General features: G+C 79.3%; 1 pseudogene. It reads left to right on the forward strand.

Annotation, left to right across the window (positions count from 1 at the left end):
- Positions 1-304: 304 nt before the first annotated feature.
- Positions 305-1155, forward strand: a pseudogene (locus ACFXA3_RS42865) (hypothetical protein); the annotation flags it as partial.

Below are 1155 nucleotides of genomic sequence, written 5' to 3' on the forward strand. Positions count from 1 at the left end.
GCACAGAACCCTCGTCGCACCCGGCCCTGCGCCGCCCCGGCCCTCGCCGTATCCCGCTCTGCGCCGCCCCGGCCCTCGCCGTATCCCGCTCTGCGCCGCACAGAACCCTCGTCGCACCCGGCCCTGCGCCGCCCCGGCCCTCGCCGTACCCGGCCCTGCGCCGCCCCGGCCCTCGCCGTATCCCGCTCTGCGCCGTACCCGGCCCGCGCCGGAGGCGGCCGCGGCGGAGGCAGGTGTTCGCCGTGGGTGCGGGCGCCGGGGAACCCGTTGTCGCCCGGCCGGTCCCGACCGGCACACTGGCCCCATGCATCGCCCTGTCGAACACCTGCTCGCCGACCTCGCCCCGCTTGCGCACGCCGACCGGGAGCAACTGCTCACCGCCACCGCCCGCGAGCTCGCCGGCACCGGCGAACTGTCCCGCGTGCTGTCCGAGCTGGACGGCCGGGGCCGTTACGAGCGGCGGCTGGCCGCTCTGGCGGCGCTCGCGGCACGGCAGACGGAGTACCTGGCGCAGCGGCTGGCCGACCCGGACCCGGTGGTGCGTTCCCGCGCCCTGCGGGCCGTACGCACGCTTCCCGTGCCGGACGGGGCGATCGAGGCGGCGTACGAGGACGCCTCCGCGGAGGTCCGCCGGGACCTGGCCCGGGCCCTGCTGCGCAGTTCGCGCCCGGAGCTCGCGGAGCGCCTGGCCTGCGTCCTGCGGGCGGAGTGGGGCGACGCCGAGGCGGCCGTCCTGCTCCCGGCCTGCGGGCCGGAGTTCGTCTCCCGGCTGCTGCCGCAGCTGGCCCACGCCGTCACCGGGTGGGCGCGGCTGGGCCGCAGCCATCCCGGACCCGTACTGGACCTGGCGGCGGGCGAACTCGCCGAACTGCCGGAGGGCCTGCGCGAGAACTGGTGGCACCGCCGGGCGCCGGGCGTGGCTGCGGCCCTGCCCGCTGCCCCCGAGCGCGTGCTGGCCCTGCTGGAGCGGTACGGGCCGGCCCGGCTGCCCCGGCCCCTGGAGCAGCTGACCCGCGATCTGGTCGCGGCGGACGCCGAGCGGTTCGTGCGCTGGCTGACCGCTCCGGAACGCGGGGCGGGGCCCCTGGAACGCCTCCTCCCGCAGCCCGTGCTGCGGCGGCGCGGCCGGGCCGATCCGCCCTCCCGGGCCCCCCC

This window comes from Streptomyces sp. NPDC059456 (assembly GCF_042750055.1).
Lineage (GTDB): Bacteria > Actinomycetota > Actinomycetes > Streptomycetales > Streptomycetaceae > Streptomyces.